We start from the raw sequence: 14,181 nt of genomic DNA on the forward strand, positions 1-14,181 counted from the left end.
CCTCCCCCTCCCCCTCCTTCTCCCCCTGTCCGCTCATCCGCGTCGGCGTTGGTAGCGGGCCAGGACCCTGTTCCCGTCCTCCACCAGGCGGGCGCGCAGCTCGTCGGTGTCGATGGCGCCGCTGTAGTACTCCTGGAACGCGGGGGTGGCGACCTTGTCCTTCCACTCCGGGTAGCCGCGCACCGACTGGGCGGGCGCCGGGCTGAGGTACCGGGCGACGGCCGCGCCGGTGGCCCAGCCGTACGCGGGGGTGTGCAGGGCCGGGTCGGCGAGGGCGGTGGCCGAGGTGGGCAGCATCCAGTCGCCGCGGGCCAGCCGGACGGTGTTGCGGGGCTGGAGGAAGAAGTCGAGGAACCGCGCCGCCTCCTTCTTGTGGGGGCTGTCCTCGGCGATGGACAGGGTCTGCGGGCTGACGCCCTGGGTGAGCCCGCCCGCCCCGGCGGGGGCCGGCAGCACCGTCCAGTCGAAGCCCTTCGGCGCCTGCCGGACGATCTGCTGCCGGTACGAGAAGCCGAGCGGGACCATGGCGTACTTCCCGCCGAAGAAGCCGGGCAGGGTGTCCGAGCCGCCGCTGCCGAGGGTGGCGCGGGAGGCGGTGCGGTCGGTGTCCACCATGGCCCGGATGGTGCCGGGCACGACCGCGTCGCCCTCCTCGAACCGCACCACGGCCCTGCCGTCGGCGTCACGGTGGAACAGCCGGCCGCCGGCGGAGAGACCGAGGTTGAGGGAGACGGACACCGGTTCCCTCAACGGCCAGGCGACCGCGTACCGGCCCTCCCCCATGGTCGCCGTCAGATCCTTGGCGACCTGCCGGAACTCCGCCCAGCTCCAGGGGTGTCCGGCGGTCGGGACGCGCACCCCGGCCTCCCTCAGGAGGGTCCGGTTGGCCATGATCATGCGGGGTTCCTGGAGGAACGGCACCCCGTAGACGCCTTTCCCGAAGGTGGTGGACCGCCAGCTGCGCTCGGGGATGTCGGCGCGCAGCCGGGCGGGCAGCAGCCCGCGCAGATCCGCGAGGTAGCCGCCGTACGCGAAGTCGGCGAGGTCGTCCGAGGCGTCGTGGATGAGGTCGGGTGCCTCGCCGCCCTCGAAGGAGGTCAGCAGCTGGTCGTGGACCGAGTCCCAGCTGCCCTGGACGTAGTCGACCTGGACGCGCGGGTGGGCCGCGTTCCACTCCCGCACCAGTTCCCGGTTGGCGTCGACGGACTCCGGCTGCCAGGCGAGCGACTGGAAGCGGAGCCGGACCACGCCGTCGGCACCGTCGGCGCCGTTCGCGCCGCGGCCGTCCGTGGCCGAGCAGCCGCCGAGGAGCAGGGCGAGCGCGGCCACGGCGCCGGTCACCAGGCGGGCGCACCTCATGCCTTCACCGCCCCGGCCATCATGCCGCCGGTGATGCGCCGCTGGATGACGGCGAAGACGACGAGGGACGGGAGGGTCGCCAGGAAGGCCGCGGCGGCCAGCGGGCCGAGGTCGGCGACGCCCTCGGCGCCGAGGAAGTGGGTGAGGACCACGGGCAGGGTCTGTTTCTCCGGGGTCTTGAGCAGGACGAGCGCGAAGAAGAACTCGTTCCACGCGGTGACGAAGGCGAACAGCGCGGTGGCGACGATGCCGGGGCCGAGCAGCGGCGCGGTGACGGAGACGAGGACGCGCAGGCGGCCCGCGCCGTCGACGGCCGCCGCCTCCTCCAGTTCGACGGGGACGGCGCGGACGTACCCGGTGAGCATCCACAGCGCGAAGGGCAGCGACCACACCACGTACACCGCCGTCAGGCCGGCCAGGCTGTTCACCAGGTGCAGGTTCTTCAGGACCAGGAACAGCGGGATGATCAGCAGCACGAACGGGAAGGCCTGGCTCACCACGACCCAGCCGGTGGCGGCCGCCGTGAGCCGGGAGCGGTGCCGGGCCAGCACGTAGGCCATGGGCGTGGCGACCAGGACCGCGACGAGGGCGGCGGCGAGCGCCGCGAGCAGGCTGTTCCCGGCCGCCCGGAGCAGCGGCTGCTCGTCGAAGGCCTGCCGGAAGTTGTCGAGCGTGGGGTCGCGCGGGATCCAGGTGGGGTGCGGGGAACCCAGCTCGGTGGCGGGCTTGAACGCGGTGGAGACCAGCCACAGGAAGGGGAAGGCGAGGAAGGCCAGGTACGCGAGGAGCGCGAGGTACTGGCCGAACCGCGCGGGCCCGCTGGTACGGAAGGCGCTCACCGGTCCTCGTCCCCCTTCAGACGTCCGACGAGATACAGGGCGAGGAGGACGGAGATCACGGCGACCATCACGCAGCCCATGGCGGCGGCGTAGCCGAACTGGCCGTAGCGGAACGCCTCCTCGTAGGCGAAGAGCATGGGCAGCCGGGTCCGGCCGCCCGGTCCGCCGCCGGTCAGCACGTAGACCAGGGCGAAGGAGTTGAAGTTCCAGATCAGGTTGAGGGCGCTGATCGTGAGGGCGACCGGGCGCAGCGCGGGCCAGGTGACGGTGCGGAAACGCCGCCAGGCCCCGGCGCCGTCGATCGCGGCCGCCTCGTGGAGTTCGCGCGGGGTGTTCTGGAGGCCGGCGAGCAGGGCGACGGTGGTCTGTGGCATGCCGGCCCAGACGCCGACCACCAGGACGGCGGGCAGGGCGGTGGCGAGGCCGCCGAGCCAGACCCGGTCCTCGCCGAGACCGAGGCCGCGCAGCGTCTCGTTGAGGATGCCCGCGTCCGGGTTGTAGACCAGCCGCCACATGATGCCGACGACGACCTCGGGCATCGCCCACGGGACGATCGCGAGCGCCCGGGCCAGCCAGCGCAGCCGCAGCTTCTGGTCGAGCAGCAGGGCGAGGCCGAGGGCGAGCAGGAACTGCGGGACCGTGACGCCGACCGCCCAGACCAGGCCGATGCGGAAGGAGTCCCAGAACAGGGTGTCGTGCAGCAGGTCCCGGAAGTTGAGGGCGCCGATCCAGCCGGTGGCCTGGGTGCGCCCGGACTGGGCGTCGGTGAAGGCCAGCGCGATGCCGTAGAGGATCGGGCCGACGCTGAGCAGCAGGATGGGCAGGAGGGCCGGCAGCACCAGGAACCAGGGGCTGTGCAGGATCCCGGGGCTCGGGCGGGGGCGGCCGGCGCCGGGCTTCCCGGCGGGCGTCCGGCGCCCCGCTGACCGCCTGTCCGCGGTCGTCGCACTCACAGACCTGCCCCCTTCGCGCGGTCGACCCGGGGGGGCCGGGCGAGCCGGTCCGTCCGGTGTGCCGCCTCGCACCGGTCACGCTGTCCAGGGCGGTCATCGTCCTGAGGGGCCGTCGGTTCGTCAAGGCGACCTGCGCGGATGCGAGACTTTGGCGGAAACGCGACGGCTGTGGGGAGAGAACGATGGACGAGGCGCGGGCACGGGAGATCCTGGCCGCCGCCGGACTGCGGGCGGCCGACGCGGCGCTGCTCGCGCTGGGCGAGAACGCGGTGTTCGCCCTCGGCGAGCTGGTGGTCAAGGTCGGCCGGGACGCCGAGCTGCTGCCGCGCGCCGAGCGGGAGCTGGCGCTGGCGGGCTGGCTGGCGGAGGCCGGGGTGCCGGCGGTGCGGGCGGCGGAGCCGAAGCCGCGGGTCGCCGAGGGGCTTCCGGTCACCCTGTGGCACCGGCTGCCCGAGGCGGTCCGGCCCACCGAGCCCCGGGATCTGGCGCCGCTGCTCCGGCGGGTGCACGCGCTGCCCGAGCCGGCCGGGTTCGCGCTGCCGCCCCGGGAGCTGCTCGGCGGGGTGGAGCGCTGGCTGCGGCTGGCGGGCGACGCGATCGACCCGGCCGACGCGGCGTTCCTGCGCGAGCGCCGCGACGCCTTCGCCCCGGCCGCCGCCGCCCTGACCCCGGAGCTGCCGCCCGGTCCGATCCACGGCGACGCGCTCCCCCGCAACGTGCACGTCGGGCCCGAGGGGCCGGTCCTGGTGGACCTGGAGACCTTCTCCTCCGATCTGCGCGAGCACGACCTGGTGGTGCTGGCCCTCTCCCGCGACCGCTACGGCCTCGACCCGGCCGCGTACGACGCCTTCACCGAGGCGTACGGCTGGGACGTGCGCGACTGGGAGGGCTGCGCGGTGCTGCGGGGGGCGCGGGAGACCGCGAGCTGCGCGTGGGTCGCGCAGCACGCGCCGTCCCGGCCGACGGCGCTCGCCGAGTTCGAGCGGCGGGTCGCCTCGCTCCGGGACGGCGACCCGGAGGTGCGCTGGTACCCCTTCTGACGGCCGGCCGGCGGCCCACCTGGCATCATGACTCCTTGTCGAACCGGCTTCCGTGAACGGGGTGTTGTGATGCGGGTGGAGCTTTCGGACGTCACGCTGGACGTCGAGGTGAGCGGCGAGGGGCCGGCCGTGCTGCTGGTTCACGGCTTCCCGGACTCGCACGACCTGTGGCGGCACCAGGTGCCCGTGCTGAACGCCGCCGGGTACCGGACGATCGCGCCGACCCTGCGGGGCTTCGGCGCCTCGGACCGGCCGGAGGGCGGCCCGGAGGCATACTCCCCGGCGGCCTCGGCGGCGAACCTGGTGGAGCTGCTCGGGCGCCTGGAGATCGACCGGGCCCATGTGGTCGGCCACGACTGGGGCTCGGGCATCGCCCAGGGCCTCGCCCAGGTCCGGCCGGAGCTGGTGCGGAGCCTGACCCTGCTGTCCGTCGGGCACTTCGGGGCCATCCGGGGCGCGGGCTGGGAGCAGCGGCAGCGCTCCTGGTACATGCTGCTGTTCCAGCTGCCGGAGCTCGCCGAGAACTGGCTGTCCCACGACGACTTCGCCCACCTGCGCGACATGCTCGGCGAGCACCCCGACGCGGAGGCCGTGCTGGAGCCGCTGCGGGCGCCGGGCGCGCTGACGGCGGCGCTGAACATCTACCGCTCGGGCGTGCCGGCCGAGGTCCAGTTCGCCCCGGCGCTGCCGCTGCCGCCGCTGCCGGAGCGGATCCCGGTGATGGGCGTCTGGTCCACCGGCGACCGCTTCCTCACCGAGGCGCAGATGACGGGCACGGCCGCGTACGTCGCCGGGTCCTGGCGGTACGAGCGGGTGGAGGAGGCGGGGCACTGGCTCCAGCTGGACCAGCCCGAGCGGGTCGGCGAGCTGCTGCTCTCCTTCCTCAAGGAGAACGGCTAGGGGCCCGCCCCGACGCCCTGCCGATCCCCGCGTACGAACGGATGAACCGACCGGTGTCCCCGCACGTCCAGGCCATGCGCCGCCATTTCCACGAGGCGGCGGCCCGCCGCGGCTTCTCGATAGCCCCCGCGCAGGAGGCCGCCGTCGAACGGCTGGCCCACCTGGCGGGCGAACTCGCCCGGCCGGCCTGGACCTTCCCCAGGCCACCGCGCGACCTGTACGTCTGGGGCCCGGTGGGCCGGGGGAAGTCCTGGCTGGTGGACACCTTCTACGAGGGGCTGCCCGGCGGGCGCAAGCGCCGCCTGCACTTCCACGACTTCTTCCGCCGGCTGCACGACGGGGTGGCCGGGCCGGGCGCCCGGCACGACGGGCAGAGCGCCGTGGACAGCGCCCTCGACGAGCTGATCGGCGACAGCAAGGTGCTGGTGTTCGACGAGTTCCACGCCCATGACGCGGGCGACGCGATGCTGATCGCGCGGCTCTTCCGTACGCTCCTCGACCGCCGGATCACCCTGGTCACCACCTCGAACTACCCGCCGGCGGGGCTGATGCCGGACCCGCTGTACCACCACCTGTTCGAGCCGACCATCCGGCTCATCGAGGAGCGGATGGACGTCCTGGACGTCACGGGCCCGGTGGACTTCCGTCGCGTCGCCGCACCGGCGGCGGCGGACGGTGGCCGCCGGTTCGCGACGGGCCTGTGCCTGCCCCCGGGCGCCACCGGCCTGGCGGCCTTCGGTCTCACCGTCCCGGAGCCCGCGGAGGCCACCGCCGTCCCGGCCCATCTGCGGGAGCTGCCGGCCCGTGCGGTCCGCGACGGCCTGGTCTGGTTCGCCTTCGACGCCCTGTGCGAGGCCCCGACGGGGGTGCCCGACTACCTGGCCCTCGCCGAACGCTTCCCCACCCTGGTCCTGGACGGGGTGCCGCCGCTGGCGGAGGCGTCGGCGGACGGACGGCAGCGGTTCGCGAACCTCGTCGACGTGGCCTGCGACCGTGACGTCCGGCTGGTCCTGGTCGGCGCCGACCCGCTGGCCGCGCTCCCCGCCGGCCAGGCCCTCACCCGCGACCTGGACCGCACGGCCAGCCGCCTCGCGATGCTGCGGCGGACGGACCCGGTCCGTCCCGTCTGACCGCCCGGCTAGCCCGAGACCGGCGCCGGGGTGCGCAGCGGCCAGACCGGGTCGACGACCGCGTCGGCGCTGCCCTTGCGGCGCAGGAAGGACTGGAAGTCCTCGGCCCACTCCCGGTACCAGCCGATCTGGCGTTCGTGCAGCTCGGCCGGGGCGAGCGCGGCGACGGAGGAGTGCCGTTCGGCTATCGCGACGGCCACCTCCACCGCGGCCAGCGCGTCGGCGGCGGCCTGGTGGGCGCTGGTGAGCACCACCCCGTACTCGGCGCAGACCGCTTCGAGGGTGCGCTTGCCGCGCCGGTAGCGGTCGACGGCCCGGTCGATGGTGTACGGGTCGATGACGGGGCCTATGGAGGGGGCGGGGGTGCCCAGGCGCTCGCTGAGCGAGGGCAGTCCGTGCCGGCGCAGCTCGGCGGAGAGCAGGGTCAGGTCGAACGAGGCGTTGTAGGCGACGACCGGGAAGCCGCCTTGCCAGTACCCCGTCAGCGTGTCGGCGATCTCGTCGGCGACCTCGCGCACCGGCCGGCCCTCGGCCGCGGCGCGCTCGCTGCTGATGCCGTGGATCGCGGATGCCTGCTCCGGGATGCGGATGCCGGGGTCGGCGAGCCAGTCGTGCCGGCGGACCACCCGGCCGCCGTGGACACCGACGACGGAGGCCGTGACGATCCGGGCCTCCAGCGGTTCGGTGCCGGTGGTCTCCAGGTCGAAGCCGACCAGCATTCCCGCGTGCCAAGCCATCGGGTCCTCCTTACGTGATCTCCCCCGTGGTGCTGAACACCCTCGCACGCGCCACTGACAATCCGGCCGGGGGGCGGCCGGAAAGCGGCCGGAGGGGTCAGGAGACGGGTCGGGAATCGAGCCACACGGACTCGAATTCCTCCCGGTATGTGGCGAAAAGTCCGTGTTCTGCGTCACGGTCGGGGCCGTGTCCCGCGCGCACCACGTTCCGCCCGCCGCCGCGCAGCACCAGCACGGGCGCCTCCATGCCGCGCGCCTTGCGCAGGTACGACTGGATGACGGCGAGCCCGTCCGGCCCGTCCCCGTCGACCAGGTAGGCGGTGAACCGCGGGGTCTCGTCGAAGACGTGGATCTGGAAGGCGCCCGGATCGCGCAGCTTGGAGCGGACCCGGCGCATGTGCAGGATGTTCATCTCCACCGCGCGGCTCAGCTCGCCCTTCTTGAGGCCGAGTTCCCGCTCGCGCCGTTTGACCGCGCTGCTGGCCGGGTTGAGGAAGAGCAGCCGGATCCGGCAGCCGGACTCGGCGAGCCGGATCATCCGGCGCCCGGAGAAGTTCTGCACGAGCAGGTTCAGGCCTATGCCGGTGGCGTCGAGCCGCCGGGCCCCGCCGAACAGGTCCTCGGCGGGCAGCTGCCGCTGGAGCCTGACCCGGTCCGGGTGGACGGAGACGACGTCGGCGTAGCGGTCGCCGACCAGGTCCTCGACGGCGTCGACCGGCAGCCGGTCGGCGGAGGGCACCCCGGCGCCGCTCCCGAGGATCTCCAGGAGCCGGGCGGAGGCCCGCTCGGACTGGGCGAGCACGGTCAGCGAGAGGGCCCGGTTGCGGGAGACGACGTTGCGGGTCACCTCCAGCTCGTCCAGGGCCAGTTCGACCTCGCGCCGGTCGTCGAAGTAGGGCTCGAAGCACGGCCAGTGCTGCACCATCAGTTCCCGCAGCTGCGGGAGGGTGAGGAAGCTGAGCACGTTGTCGTCGGCCGGGTCGAGGAGATAGCCCTTGCGGCGGGACACCTCGCGGACGGCCACCGCCCGCTGGACCCACTCCTGACCGGCCGGCCCGGCCGCGGCCACCACCCACTCCTCGCCGTGCACCGGCTCGTAGACCGGCCGCAGCACCGCCGCGACGACGGCCCGCAGCCGCTGCTCGACGAGGTTGAGCCAGATGTAGGCGCGGCCGGCCCGCTGGGCCCGGGTGCGCACCTCGCTCCACGCCTCCGCGCCCCAGTCGAGCTCGGCACCGATCTCCACCGGGCGGGCGACGGAGACCGCGCCGGGCGGCGCGTCCGCGGGGCCCGCGGGATCCGCCTCGTGACCCGCGTCCCCTGGGGGCAGCTCCAGACCTCCCGAGCTCACCCGCGCACCGCCTTCTGCTCCCGGACACCCGCACTGACAACGATCAAGGAAGGGTACTCCGGGAGCGGGAGGCGATGCAGCAGGATCGGCCGGGTCGTTGCTCAACTGCGCGGAGCGGGGGCCCCGTTCTGGCCGGCGAGATCAGCCGGAGTGAGCGGATTCATAGCGGTTACGTCCCGGGGTGCGAGCTGGAATCCCTGCCAGTGGACCGGCATCGGCTGCTGGTCCTCGTCCCGGGCGATGTGGTGGAACCCGATGTTGACCCACACCGACGGGTTGGTCAGGGTCTCCCCGTTGACCCACTTGTCCACGCTGGTGGGGGCGTTCGGGCCGCAGTCGAGGATGTTGTTGCTGGCGAACTGCTCACAGGCCCGCGCCTGGGTGAAGTAGACGTCGTGCTTGGTGAACGGGCGGCCGGCGTAGCTGTTGGTGTGGCCGGGCACGATCTCGTACGAGCGGGCGTGACCGTCCTTGTTCTTGCCGGTCGCGCTCACCACCCGCCACCAGCGCATGTTCTTCGCGTCGCCGGCGAGCTCCTTGGTGACCGGGGTGCGGGTGGTCTTCACGGTCGGGCTGCCGTCCCGGACGGGCGGGGTGACCTTGGAGTCGTACTGCTCGATCCGGCCCTTGGAGCTGCCGTCGAGGCCGAAGTCCAGCTTCCAGAAGACGTTGTGGGCGTGGCTGGTGGCGTAGTCGCGGGCACCCTTGCCGATGGGCCAGCCGCGTCCGTCGGTGGCGTTGTAGTCGACCGGCGAGAGGCTGCCGGTGGCACCGACGTTGGCGCCTATCATGCCGTCCGAGGAGAACCGCCACTCGGTGATGTACTCGTACCAGCCGACCTTGTTGACGGTGTAGACGAGCAGGTCCTTGCCCTGTGCCTGCCAGACCTTGCCGCCCTCGTCGGCGGCCATCCGGTAGGCGTGGCCGCGGGCCCGGGTGGTGGTGCACAGGCCGTTGACCTTGCCGACCTCGGGGACCTTCACGGAGGTGATGGTGCCGCCAGGACACTCGCCGGGCTTCAGGTTCTGCAGGCCCCAGCCGAAGCCGGCGCCGGTGAGGTCGTCGTACTCGGCGTTGCCGTCGTCGTACGGGACGTGGATCTGGGCCAGCTTGGCGCTGTTGAGCACCCGGATCGGCGCGGGCTCGCCGGGCGGCTGGTAGGTGACCTTGTCCAGGATCAGCCCGGAGTCGGTCGAGTAGCGCCAGCACATGCGCCAGACGGTGCCGCCGTCCAGCTTCTGTTCGATGCGGTAGGCGGCGGAGCAGTCGGCGGGCGGGGGCGCGGGCGCGGCGCTCACCGGGGTGGCCGCGGTGGTGGTGGCGACGGTGGTGCCGAGCAGGGCGCCGGCGGCGAGGACGGCGCCCCGCCTGCGGGCACGCCGAAGTCGCGGTGCGGACATGGGTGCGTACTCCCTCGGTACGGAGGTGCGGGTGGTCTCCCGGGCCGGTGGTCGGCCGGCGCGGGGGTGGTGCGGGCCGGTGGTCAGCCGACGCGGGTGACGGTCCTGGCGCTCAGGTCGACGATCAGGTTGCGGGTGTCGATCCAGGCGCCGTTGAGGACCTTGGTGACGAGCCGGACGCACCGGTGCTCGCCGCACTTGGCGAGCGGGGCGGGGACCTTCGCCTCGCGGTAGGTGCGGTAGAGGTCGCCGTTGAACCAGAGCTGGTCGGCGGAGGTGAGCTCCTTGCCCGTGGCGTCCTTGTAGTCCTCCTTGACGCCCTTGCCCAGCGGGCTCGCCAGGATCAGGCCGAGGGCCGCGCGCAGTTCCTCGGGGTGGGCGGAGGGCTGGACCCCGCGCTGGGCGCCGGAGCGCTCGACCTTGCCGGTGTCGAGGTTGACGGTGCGGGTGACGAGCTCGTCGCGGCCGTAGTCGTAGAAGCGGACCTCGGCGCGGCGCGGGCCGCCGGACTGCTCGCCGGGCTGGGGGTCCCCCCGGTCGGAGACTGGGGGAGGGTCGGCCAGCTCGGTGGCGAGGTGCTGGGGGCCCCGGCCGCCCTCGACGTTCCGCTGCGCGGCGGCTCCCGGCGGGGTCAGCGCCAGGGCCTCGGCCCGCTTCAGCTCGTCGTCGGTGAGCGGGTCGGTGCCGATCCCCTTCGCCCCTTCGGGCGGCGCCGAGGCGAGCGTCGCCGGGCCGGGCGCGGACCCCGGGTCCCCCGCTCCGCCGCCCTGCGGTCCGCTCCCGTCGGCCGCCCGGGAACCCTGGGCCGCGGTGCGGCCCGGCGGAGCGTCGTCGGCGCCGGCGCTGCCGGGCAGCGCGACGGCGACGGCTATGGCGGTCCCCGTCACCGCCATCGCCGTACCGGCCACCACCTTCCCCAGGTGACGGCGCACAATTTCGTACACACTTCCCCCCTTGAAGCAGGATTTCCCCTATTTCTCTGTGGTCACCCGGTAGGACGGGCCGAAGTCCTAGGAGGTTGCGCCTCTTTCGGGCAGGATCTGGCCGAAGTACACCCCTTGCACCCGGATCAGAAGTGGAAGAGTTCGCCTATGCAGGTCTGGCCGGGTCAGGCGTATCCCTTGGGCGCCACCTACGACGGCGCTGGAACCAATTTCGCGGTGTTCTCCGAGGCCGCGCACCGCATCGAGCTGTGTCTGCTCCACGACGACGGCTCGGAGACGGCGGTGGAGCTGCGGGAGACCGACGCGTTCGTGCGGCACGCCTATCTGCCGGGCGTGATGCCCGGCCAGCGGTACGGATTCCGGGTCCACGGCCCGTACGCGCCGGAGCGCGGACTGCGCTGCAACGCGGCGAAGCTGCTGCTGGACCCGTACGCCCGTGCGGTCTCGGGCGCGGTGCGGTGGGGCGAGTCGGTGTACGGCTACCCCTTCGGGCGGCCGGACGCGCGCAACGACCTGGACTCGGCGCCGGACACGATGACCTCGGTCGTGGTCAACCCGTACTTCGACTGGGGCGACGACCGGCGCCCGCGCACCGAGTACCACCACACGGTGATCTACGAGGCCCATGTGAAGGGCCTGACGATGCTCCACCCGGACCTGCCGGAGGAGCTGCGCGGCACCTACGCGGGACTCGGGCACCCGGCGGTCATCGGGCACCTGAAGGAACTGGGCGTCACGGCCCTGGAGTTGATGCCGGTCCATCAGTTCGTCAACGACCACCGGCTGGTGGACGCGGGTCTGTCGAACTACTGGGGCTACAACACGATCGGCTTCTTCGCCCCGCACAACGCCTACGCCTCCTGGGGCGACCGGGGCCAGCAGGTCCTGGAGTTCAAGTCGGCGGTGCGGGCGCTGCACCAGGCGGGCATCGAGGTGATCCTCGACGTGGTCTACAACCACACCGCCGAGGGCAACCACCTGGGCCCGACGCTCTCGTTCCGGGGGCTGGACAACCCCTCGTACTACCGGCTGGGCGACGACCCGCGCACGTACACGGACACCACCGGCACCGGGAACTCGCTGCTGATGCGGTCCCCGCACGTCCTCCAGATGATCATGGACAGTCTGCGGTACTGGGTGACGGACATGCACGTGGACGGCTTCCGCTTCGACCTGGCGGCCACCCTGGCCCGCCAGTTCCACGAGGTGGACCGGCTCTCTTCCTTCTTCGACCTGGTCCAGCAGGACCCGGTGGTCAGCCAGGTGAAGCTGATCGCCGAGCCGTGGGACCTGGGCGAGGGCGGCTACCAGGTGGGCAACTTCCCACCGCAGTGGGCCGAGTGGAACGGCAAGTACCGGGACTGCGTACGGGACCTGTGGCGCGGCGAGCCGCGCACGCTGGCCGAGTTCGCCTCCCGGCTGACCGGCTCCTCCGACCTCTACCAGGACGACGGGCGGCGCCCGCTCGCCTCGGTGAACTTCGTGACCTGCCACGACGGCTTCACCCTGCGCGACCTGGTGTCGTACAACGACAAGCGCAACGAGGCGAACGGCGAGGGCAACCGGGACGGCGAGAGCCACAACCGCTCCTGGAACTGCGGCGCCGAGGGCGACAGCGACGACATCGGCATCGGCGAGCTGCGGGCCCGTCAGACCCGCAACTTCCTGGCCACGCTGATGCTGTCGCAGGGCGTCCCGATGCTCAGCCACGGCGACGAGTTCGGGCGCACCCAGGGCGGCAACAACAACGCCTACTGCCAGGACAACGAGGTCTCCTGGGTGCGCTGGCCGAAGCCGGGCGGCGAACCGGAGGCCACGCTCCTGGAGTTCACCCGGGCGATGGTGCGGCTGCGCCGGGACCATCCGGTGTTCCGGCGCCGCCGCTTCTTCCACGGGCGCCCGGTGGAGGGCACCCACGACGAGCTCACCGACATCGCCTGGTTCACGCCGGAGGGCGAGGAGATGACCTCCCGGGACTGGCAGGCGGCGCACGCCCAGGCGCTGACCGTCTTCCTGAACGGCAACGCGATCTCGGAGCCGGGCCCGCAGGGCGAGCGGATCTCGGACGACTCCTTCCTCCTGATGTTCAACGCCTCCGCGCAGGAACTGGAGTTCGCCGTGCCGGACCGGCACGGCGAGTCATGGAAGGTCGTGGTGGACACCTCCCACCCGGAGGGCATGCCGCCCGAGGTGGGCCCGACGGTCGCGGCGGGCGAGCGGGTGACGCTCGCCCCGCTCACGCTGACGGTGCTGCGACGGCCCGCCTGACCTGCCCGCCGCGGGTGCGGACGGTCCAGGAGAGGACCGCGCAGGCCACGGCCGCCCCGGCCGCCACCCCGAAGGCGGCCGGGGCGCCGTGCGTGTCGGCGAGCCGGGCGGAGACGGCCAGCGCGAGGGCCTGGCCGCCGACGATCCCGCTGGTGAGGAAGGCCATCGACTCGGCGAGCCGGGCCGGCGGCACGATCCGCTCGGTGAGGCCGAAGACGGTGATGAGGTGCGGGGCGTAGGCCACGCCGAGGACGACGACGCCCGCGTAGAGCCCGCCGAGCGTGTCGACGAGGACCAGGGGCGCGGCGAGCACGACGAGGGCGGCGGTGGCGGCGCGCCAGCGGGTGCCCAGGCCGATCCGGGCGGGCACGGCGGCCATCGCGAACCCGGCGGCGGCGCTCATCACCCCCATCGCGGCGTAGACCAGCCCGGCCTGGTCGGGTACGCCGAGCCCTTCGGTGAGGGCGGTGATGCCGGCCTGCGAGGCGCCGAACATGGCGCCCTGGAGGACCATCGTGATCCGCAGGGCGTACGTGGCGGCCGGCAGCCGCGTCCGTTCGGCGGCACTCGTACGGGTGGCCCGGCGGACGGCCGCCGAGCGGGCGGTGGGGTGCAGGGCGAAGGCGGTGCCGCAGCCGGCGAGGAGCGCTGCGGCGGTGAGCAGGGCGGCGGCCGGGTGGGCGACGGCGGCGGCCAGGCCCACCAGGGCGGGGCCGAGGACGAAGGAGACCTCGTCGAGGGTGCCCTCGAAGGAGAGGACGGTGCCCACCGCCCGGTCGTCGGCGCCGGCGGCGCGGGCCAGGTTCACCGAGCGGGTCCGGGCGAGCGGGCCGATCTGCGGGACGGTCGCGCCGGCGAGGGCGCCGAGCACCATGAGGAGGCCGGTGCCGGCCCGGTCGAGGGCGGCGAGCACGAGGGCGGTGACGGCGACCGCGTTGGCGAGGGCGGCGGCGAGGACCACGGGCCGCTGGCCGTGCCGGTCGGCGAGCCGTCCGATCAGCGGGCCGGCGAGGGTCTGCCCGGCGGCGAGCGCGCCGCCCGCGAGACCGGCGGTGGTCAGGGAGCCGCTGGTCTCGGCGACCAGGAGGAGGCTGCCGAGCTGGCACATGGCGGTGGGCAGCCGTCCGAGGAACGAGACGACCGGCAGGACCGGTCCGAGCAGGGACAGCGTGTCGCGATACATCCGGAGCATCACGCGAACGTAACGCGATGCACCCGAACGGGCGCATGCGTCGATGACACAGAAGCCTCCGTGCCGGG

Annotated in this window: 12 protein-coding genes; 4 read left to right on the top strand and 8 right to left on the bottom strand. The window is 73.4% G+C overall.

Going from position 1 to position 14,181, the window contains the following annotated elements:
- Positions 1–33 precede the first annotated feature (33 nt).
- Genes AB0Q96_RS31170 through AB0Q96_RS31180 form a run of 3 tightly spaced genes read right to left on the bottom strand, consistent with a single transcriptional unit; the run spans position 34 to position 3,061 of the window.
- Positions 34–1,359 carry an extracellular solute-binding protein gene (locus tag AB0Q96_RS31170; RefSeq protein WP_365331302.1) on the bottom strand — a complete coding sequence of 442 codons (1,326 nt, stop codon included), beginning with the start codon at positions 1,357–1,359 and terminating at the stop codon, positions 34–36.
- A complete protein-coding gene (locus AB0Q96_RS31175; RefSeq protein WP_365331304.1) occupies positions 1,356–2,198 on the bottom strand; it encodes a carbohydrate ABC transporter permease in 843 nt (280 codons plus the stop codon). Before AB0Q96_RS31175 ends, AB0Q96_RS31170 begins: the two co-directional genes overlap by 4 nt.
- Entirely contained in the window at positions 2,195–3,061 is an 867-nt protein-coding gene (locus AB0Q96_RS31180; protein WP_365331433.1) for a sugar ABC transporter permease, read from the bottom strand. The genes AB0Q96_RS31175 and AB0Q96_RS31180 overlap by 4 nt, the downstream gene beginning before the upstream one ends.
- A 272-nt stretch (positions 3,062–3,333) precedes the next feature.
- On the opposite strand from AB0Q96_RS31180, the gene AB0Q96_RS31185 reads away from it, so the two are divergent.
- From AB0Q96_RS31185 to zapE, 3 genes are all read left to right on the top strand, one after another.
- Complete coding sequence (locus AB0Q96_RS31185) at positions 3,334–4,191, top strand: aminoglycoside phosphotransferase family protein (protein WP_365331306.1); 858 nt, start codon at positions 3,334–3,336, stop codon at positions 4,189–4,191.
- Positions 4,192–4,260: 69 nt separating this feature from the next.
- Positions 4,261–5,091, top strand: coding sequence for an alpha/beta hydrolase (locus tag AB0Q96_RS31190; protein WP_365331308.1), 831 nt, complete (start codon positions 4,261–4,263; stop codon positions 5,089–5,091).
- 41 nt (positions 5,092–5,132) lie between these two features.
- On the top strand, positions 5,133–6,221 hold the full coding sequence (gene zapE / locus AB0Q96_RS31195; RefSeq protein WP_365331310.1) for a cell division protein ZapE: 1,089 nt from the start codon (positions 5,133–5,135) through the stop codon (positions 6,219–6,221).
- A gap of 8 nt (positions 6,222–6,229) precedes the next feature.
- On the opposite strand, the gene AB0Q96_RS31200 is transcribed toward zapE, so the two are convergent.
- The 4 genes from AB0Q96_RS31200 to AB0Q96_RS31215 all read right to left on the bottom strand — a co-directional run bounded on the left by AB0Q96_RS31200 (position 6,230) and on the right by AB0Q96_RS31215 (position 10,653).
- On the bottom strand, positions 6,230–6,958 hold the full coding sequence (locus tag AB0Q96_RS31200; protein WP_365331312.1) for an exonuclease domain-containing protein: 729 nt from the start codon (positions 6,956–6,958) through the stop codon (positions 6,230–6,232).
- 97 nt (positions 6,959–7,055) lie between these two features.
- Complete coding sequence (locus AB0Q96_RS31205) at positions 7,056–8,309, bottom strand: SAV2148 family HEPN domain-containing protein (RefSeq protein ID WP_365331314.1); 1,254 nt, start codon at positions 8,307–8,309, stop codon at positions 7,056–7,058.
- A gap of 101 nt (positions 8,310–8,410) precedes the next feature.
- Complete coding sequence (locus AB0Q96_RS31210) at positions 8,411–9,709, bottom strand: copper amine oxidase (RefSeq protein WP_365331316.1); 1,299 nt, start codon at positions 9,707–9,709, stop codon at positions 8,411–8,413.
- 83 nt (positions 9,710–9,792) lie between these two features.
- Entirely contained in the window at positions 9,793–10,653 is an 861-nt protein-coding gene (locus tag AB0Q96_RS31215; RefSeq protein WP_365331318.1) for a Tat pathway signal sequence domain protein, read from the bottom strand.
- 147 nt (positions 10,654–10,800) lie between these two features.
- Here AB0Q96_RS31215 and glgX point away from each other — a divergent pair, with 147 nt between their 5' ends.
- A complete protein-coding gene (gene glgX, locus AB0Q96_RS31220) occupies positions 10,801–12,921 on the top strand; it encodes a glycogen debranching protein GlgX (RefSeq protein WP_365331320.1) in 2,121 nt (706 codons plus the stop codon).
- Here the strand turns inward: glgX and AB0Q96_RS31225 are convergent.
- Positions 12,890–14,104 (bottom strand): MFS transporter, encoded by a 1,215-nt coding sequence (locus AB0Q96_RS31225; RefSeq protein WP_365331436.1) that lies wholly within the window; start codon positions 14,102–14,104, stop codon positions 12,890–12,892. The genes glgX and AB0Q96_RS31225 overlap by 32 nt on opposite strands.
- Between the last annotated feature and the right edge of the window lie 77 nt (positions 14,105–14,181).

Source organism: Streptomyces sp. NPDC093111 (assembly GCF_040683955.1).
Lineage (GTDB): Bacteria > Actinomycetota > Actinomycetes > Streptomycetales > Streptomycetaceae > Streptomyces.